The organism is Boseongicola sp. (genome assembly GCF_057460485.1).
The window spans coordinates 1-5897 of record NZ_JBVCWP010000243.1 but is presented as its reverse complement, the minus strand read 5'-3'; the positions used below and the strand labels follow the sequence as shown (position 1 = coordinate 5897).

Below are 5897 nucleotides of genomic sequence, written 5' to 3'. Positions count from 1 at the left end.
GATCGAGATCGGCCGCGCCCCTGGCGTCATTCAGGTAACGTTCCTCGCCCCGCTCGCCAAACTCGACGCCGTGGGGCTCGGCGACTACGCACGCGAGCAATACGGACTCTGACCTGTTGCTTTTCAAAATACGTGGCAGGCCATGCCGGCCTACCACTCCCCAGCGGCTATGCGCAGTTGTGGTAAGCGACAGTGCCAAGCCCCGGTGCCGTACCGAACCCGCCAAACGCAGCAAACTCGGGCAACTGTTCCCGAACAAGCCGGTATTTGGAGCGAGTGAGCGATGAACGACGGTGATTTAAACGAGGACGGGTGCGAACTGCAGCGAACGACGGCCGCTTTGAAACCATCGATACTTGGGTTCGCGAACGAACTCTTGTGAAATGGCGGAAAGCCAATAGCATTCACAGGGATAACTCGTCGGAGGTGACCTTGAAAGAAATGGCTATCAGACGTGGGGGCCGGGAAGACGAGGAGCGACTGGGCGCACTATTGTCTGTCGCATTCACTGACGATCCATTTGTTCGTTGGGTGATGCCAAATTCACTAGACTTCCTGCGCGATAGCAAAAAGCACCCAAGGCGCGCTTATTCTGAGGCATTTGATGCGGGCACGGTCTTTGTGATCGGTGATTTTGCTGGGGCTGCGATCTGGCTTCCGCCTGGTGCAAAGGCTGACCGTTCTGAAGAGGTTGCGCAGGCAGAACCTTCGTCCGCGGCTGCGGGACACGGTTTCCCGCCTGAGTTCCCAGCCCTGATCTCTCAATGCGCTGCCTATTGCCCAAGTGATCCACACTGGTACCTTGGGCTGATTGCCGTAGACCCCGTGTGTCGCGGGCGCGGTGTCGGAACGCAGATTTTGGAGTATGGTCTTGCCATGGTCGATCGCGATGGGTTGCCCGCTTATCTGGAGTCGACAAACGCAGCCAACACGTCTCTCTACAAACGTTTCGGTTTTCAAGAGTTGGCGAAGGTGCGCGTTGGTTCGTCGCCGCCCCGTTTTCCAATGTTACGCCCGGCCCGAAAATAACCGCTATTTCAGACTGACCGGCTCTCCAAAACTACTAGATGGCGACTTCTCTCGAAAGTGGGCTTTGAGCACTAGGTGGACATGTTCTGCACTGCGGCCAATGTCCGCTTCCCCTCATAAAGTTTTCAAATCACGCAAGTGCAGGCACGAGGCTGTACCGCAATTCTCAACTCTTCTCGTTAAACGCTCCTGCCTTTATCGCGCCACAGCCTGGGAACCTCCTACCAGTCGGGAACCGGGGCGGTCTCAAAGCCATAAACTTTGCCAGTCGCGATTTTTTTGAACTATGCGAACCTATTAAATCCTCCTCGCCGCGCATTGATTTCGCTCAAAGTATTTCAGCTTGCAGGGGCGGCATGGCCGACTTCCTGGGGGTCTTTGCAGGCATGGACATGGCATTCCAATTCAAGTGTGAAGTGGGAAAGTCCGAACCCATCACGCAGGGCGGCTTTCACAGCGAGCTTCACGCTATCCGCCTCCATCCAAACGCCTTCTTTGATAACGACATGCGCATCCAGCGCTTGTTCGTGTTCCTGCATCTGCCACAGATGCAGATGGTGCACATCCTCAACGCCCGGTACGGCGTGTATTGCCTCTAAGATGGCGTGAATATCCAGATCAGGTGGGCTGCCGAGCATCAATATTCGCACGGAGCCGCCGATTTCGGTTACAGATTGCCAAAGGATATAGCCCGCAATCAATAGGGTCATGAGCGGGTCAATCAGCCGCCAATCATACAATATGATCACGGTGCCCGTTATTATAACCGCAACAGATCCAAGCGCGTCTGCGAGGTTGTGCAGGAACGCGGCGCGAATATTCATACTTTCTTTCGACAGCGCGTAGGTCAGAAAGGCGGTGACCGCATCAACTACTAAAGCAAAGACCGCAATGACAACGACAGACCAGCCGTCAACGCTGGTGGGTTCGAAGAGCCGCATGACGGCAGCATAGGTTAGGTATGAGCCAAGCAGGATCAGGGTCGTATAGTTGATTAACGCCGCGACGATTTCTGCGCGCCCATATCCAAACGTCATGGTGTCGTCGGCAGGCCGCTGTGCGATCTTGCGCGCAAAGAATGCAAGAACAAGCGTCAGCGCATCGGACAGGTTATGGATTGCATCCGCAATCAGCGCCAGGCTACCGGTTAGAATGCCACCTATGATCTGCACGACCGTCAGGAGGATATTGATTGCAACAGCCCAAAATATCCGCGTATTCCCAGCTTTGGGGTCAAGATGGTGATGATGTCCCGGAAGCTTATATACTCCTCTTCTGGCTGATCTCATGAAACATACCACGTCGAAAGTCCGGCATCAGTACGGATGCCAAGCAGACATGGTTCGACGAGACTGGAGCACATTTCTATTGTTAAGCAATTGAGCGGGATAAACCAATTGGTTGATCTGATCTCGCGCGAGTACGGGAAAGCGATCATCTGACGAAAGTGGCGAGCTTACTCGGTCTTCCCGAAAGCAAGCCTTTGGCCTTTGCGAAATATGCCCCACTTTCAATCTCTCCATCGCTCTAAGTCGAGTGTCCGAAAAATCCCTTACAAGCAGGCCTCAGGCGGTAGAATTGCATTGCCTGTCATTCTGCACATGTGGTTTCAGCGAGTGCTTTTCTATTGCTACGAGTAACCCGGTGCGTTAAGCGACCTCCCGGTTGGGTTGCCAAAAGGATGCGTCGACGATCGTCCATCGGTGTGGCGTGCAACTGTCGTAGCGCTTGAACCGCAGTAAGGTGAGCAAAGACTATATGAAGAACTCTAATCGAGATGGCTTTGACGGGCGCCTCAAGGCCGCGTCTGAAGCCAAACAGCATCTGCTTGAACGGTTCAAAGCGGCGGCAGATGATCCCAAGAAGCTGGCAAAGCGCGCAGAAAGGCATGCAGCAGCTGTAGCCCGTGAAGCAGAACGGAAGGTCAGTGCGATAAATCTGCTGCGAGAAAAAGAAGACCTGGAGCGGCAACAAGCTGAGGCTGCCGAACGTGTAGCGGCGCAAGCAGCGGAGCGTGACGCAGGGTTAGAGGCGGAACGTGCTGAGACTGCCGATCGAGAGATCGCGCAAAAAGCGGCGCATGAAGCAGAACGTAAGGCAGAACGTGACCGACGATATGCTGCGAGACGCAATCGCAAGCGCTGATTGGGCGATTGCCGATGTTCGCACCTCTTGCTGAAATTTGACACCCCATCGGGGTGAGCTAAGCCTTCAGACAGCATCCGACGAATATCAGGTCTGTCCGTTTGGCCGTAAAAACTACGCGCTTCGGATGTCAGTCCTTTGGGCTCGAATTAGACCTTCTCTGCAGTTCGCGCCACGGTCCGACATGCGGACTGAGACGGTATTTTCTTAGAAAAGATAAGAGGTGACTCTTTGATCGCAAATGAACGACTGATGCCTTTGTCGCTGAATGTCCTGACCGATCGAAATCGACGCCAAACGTAAGGCCCCATCTTGGGGCCCTACATTCATAGAGACATCCATAGAGACATCGTTTAGCGATTTAGCGATCGAACCCACCAACCTGTTCATAAAACGTGGCTCCAAACCCAGCCAACCCTTCGCGCACACCGCCCTCTGCTGGACCATACACATGCAGTCCAGTTGGAGAGAGGATTGCAAGGAAGCGTTCTGCGAAGTTTTCGCCAAAGTTGCCTAAATGGACTCCCGCATCTCCGTTGGTTTCAAAGCGCTCATTGATATGCACAGTGCTGCCGGAGCGATGCCATTCATATGATTTTGTACCGGTTTCTTCTTTGGTAGCCGCTACCATTTCAGCCATCAGCAACGAGAATGCATCGTCTTGACCTTCCGCGAGATCGAGAGTGAGCGTCCAAGCGATATCGTCGGTCGCGTCGAGGTGGCCGTCGGCCATAGCGGTGGTGGTCATGAGTCCTCCAATCAGCACGGTTGCGAGCGCTGCTGTTTTCATTGATTTCGTGAGCATTTCACTTTTCCTTCACTGTCCCGGGACAATTTTTGTCGCCGTTAAGATCAGGATGCCGCGAATTGACCTCCCTACGTATCGGGAGAGTTCCCTATTTTCCGACGAAACTTCTCAATCCATCAAGATTCCGTGCTCAAGCGCAAACAAAGCCAAAGCTGGTCGCGCACGGATATCGGTTTTGTTGTAGATTGATTGAATATGATGGTCGGCAGTTTTGGGCGATATTCCAAGGCATTGCGCATTCTCGGAGGTAGATTCGGATTTGGCGAGATGCGACAAAACCTGAGCTTCGCGACGCGTAATCCCAAAGGGCAGTGAGGCCCCTGCGTCTTTAACAATGTGTCCAGCAGCCTGAAGAACCAAGGAAACAGCGGTTGGCACAAACTTTTTCGATTTGGCCATGCTGTTTAGTTCTTCAGCTGCAGCTTTAGCGTCCAATGCTGGGCGCGCCGGAGACCCGTGGGTCAACTCATCATATTCGTTGGCCGCCGCGAGGATGTTCGAGCCCAGATCGTTAAGGAATGAGCGCCTATGGTAGCCTGATCCATCCGCCCGCTCTTGGACTGAAGCTGCGACATTAGCCCACTCAGCAAAGGGTTTTCCGTGGCTTAGGAAAAATTGAGTCTCGAACGTGTGTCGTTCCTTTTCCAGACGCTCGGAGACGGAGAGCTCTTCGGCCTTGTACCAAATGCGATTGGATATCGCACATTTTCCGATGTCATGAACCAATGCGGTCAATCGGAGATCTTCTACGCGCGCTCTGGGCAATTTGGCAATTTGCGCCGCCTGAGCTGCGAGACCAGCAACCCTTCGAGAATGACTGCGAAAACATGTAGCCTTGTGGTCAGTCATATCCGCTGCGACGTCTGCCAAGGTCTCGCGACAATTAGAGGTCATTTCGATTGGATTGCCCGGCTCTGCCGCGACGAAAGCCTCGAACTCGGGCGTTCGACTCGCAACCTGAAAGACATCGTCCGCATGCTCAAGGAATTTGTGGCCAATGTCCGGATCAACTTCGTGACCAAGCTTTGACGCGATGACTTCTTTGGCGCGGTTTGTATTTTCGAGCCGCCGCACCAATTCCGCCATTTCGGTAATTCGGACCAATCGCGACAGGTAGGGAATGTCCAATCCGCCGAACGGCAGAATTTTCCCGTCCCAACGGGCATAATAAAATGGAATGCAGTCCAGTACTGTCTGAGACACCGGTAACCTGCTCGCTAAAAGATATGACTGTCGGCAATGGGCAGCTGTGAAATCTGGAGCGGCATCCGGAAGGATATCGCAGATGTAGTTGAAAGCCGCATCGCGTTCATCTTTGGTAGCCGCGTGGGCAATGAAGTGATTCAGGTGTTTCTTGAGGTCCTCGCGATCCGCCCAATCGCCGAGCATTGTTGCCACTGCAAATCCCTGATCATCCCCGAATGAAAGCATTCCAGTTTCATGGCTGGTGATCGTGCAGCCAATAAAGCGAACCAATGCCAGAAAATAGGCGTCTTTCTGAGTTGCGAGATCTTCACCGATCCTTCGTGAGAACTCGGCAGCCACAATTGCAGCAGACAAGCCCGAACCCCTCGGCCTTCCCGTTGCCGCATCGGCGGCGAGTGCCAATACTCCCAAGCCCTCTGTAATTCTGACCATTCCATCCCCCTCCCAAAAGTGCCCGATTAGCAAAAGATCAGGTACAGTACTTTTGCACAGGTGGATCGTGTGCGCCAAAGCAGAAAACTCAAACACACTGGCTTCTTGGTGAAATTGCGGCGCAATTGTTATTTTGTCGTAAACGGTCATGTATGCGGCGTTGCAGCAAGGCCAGCGCCTTGTGTTCCATGAGACGCCGCGAGCAGTATATTGAGACCCACGCGCGATAGGATGTTTGATGATTAAAGTGTTGTCCGGTGTCTGGGCCCTACTGCTT

General features: G+C 53.5%; 5 protein-coding genes. 2 read left to right on the top strand and 3 right to left on the bottom strand.

The genetic code is table 11. The annotated features are described in order from the left end of the window. Positions 1–441 precede the first annotated feature (441 nt). A complete protein-coding gene (locus AC221Y_RS19190; RefSeq protein ID WP_299757061.1) occupies positions 442–1029 on the top strand; it encodes a GNAT family N-acetyltransferase in 588 nt (195 codons plus the stop codon). A 338-nt stretch (positions 1030–1367) separates the two neighbouring features. Here AC221Y_RS19190 and AC221Y_RS19185 read toward each other — a convergent pair whose 3' ends face one another. Next, positions 1368–2318, bottom strand: coding sequence for a cation diffusion facilitator family transporter (locus AC221Y_RS19185; RefSeq protein ID WP_299757059.1), 951 nt, complete (start codon positions 2316–2318; stop codon positions 1368–1370). Between the two features lie 469 nt (positions 2319–2787). Here AC221Y_RS19185 and AC221Y_RS19180 point away from each other — a divergent pair, with 469 nt between their 5' ends. After that, complete coding sequence (locus tag AC221Y_RS19180; protein ID WP_299757057.1) at positions 2788–3174, top strand: DUF6481 family protein; 387 nt, start codon at positions 2788–2790, stop codon at positions 3172–3174. A 361-nt stretch (positions 3175–3535) separates the two neighbouring features. On the opposite strand, the gene AC221Y_RS19175 is transcribed toward AC221Y_RS19180, so the two are convergent. Both AC221Y_RS19175 and AC221Y_RS19170 read right to left on the bottom strand, forming a co-directional pair. Further along, positions 3536–3979: a putative quinol monooxygenase gene (locus AC221Y_RS19175; RefSeq protein WP_299757054.1), complete on the bottom strand. Its 444-nt coding sequence runs from the start codon at positions 3977–3979 to the stop codon at positions 3536–3538. A 111-nt stretch (positions 3980–4090) separates the two neighbouring features. Beyond that, on the bottom strand, positions 4091–5620 hold the full coding sequence (locus AC221Y_RS19170; RefSeq protein ID WP_486708059.1) for an HD domain-containing phosphohydrolase: 1530 nt from the start codon (positions 5618–5620) through the stop codon (positions 4091–4093). Between the last annotated feature and the right edge of the window lie 277 nt (positions 5621–5897).

Bases quoted from the DNA above. Each gene is read 5' to 3' on its own strand.
- AC221Y_RS19190 (WP_299757061.1), top strand. From the start codon at position 442: ATGGCTATCAGACGTGGGGGCCGGGAAGACGAGGAGCGACTGGGCGCA.
- AC221Y_RS19185 (WP_299757059.1), bottom strand. From the start codon at position 2,318: ATGAGATCAGCCAGAAGAGGAGTATATAAGCTTCCGGGACATCATCAC.
- AC221Y_RS19180 (WP_299757057.1), top strand. From the start codon at position 2,788: ATGAAGAACTCTAATCGAGATGGCTTTGACGGGCGCCTCAAGGCCGCG.
- AC221Y_RS19175 (WP_299757054.1), bottom strand. From the start codon at position 3,979: ATGCTCACGAAATCAATGAAAACAGCAGCGCTCGCAACCGTGCTGATT.
- AC221Y_RS19170 (WP_486708059.1), bottom strand. From the start codon at position 5,620: ATGGTCAGAATTACAGAGGGCTTGGGAGTATTGGCACTCGCCGCCGAT.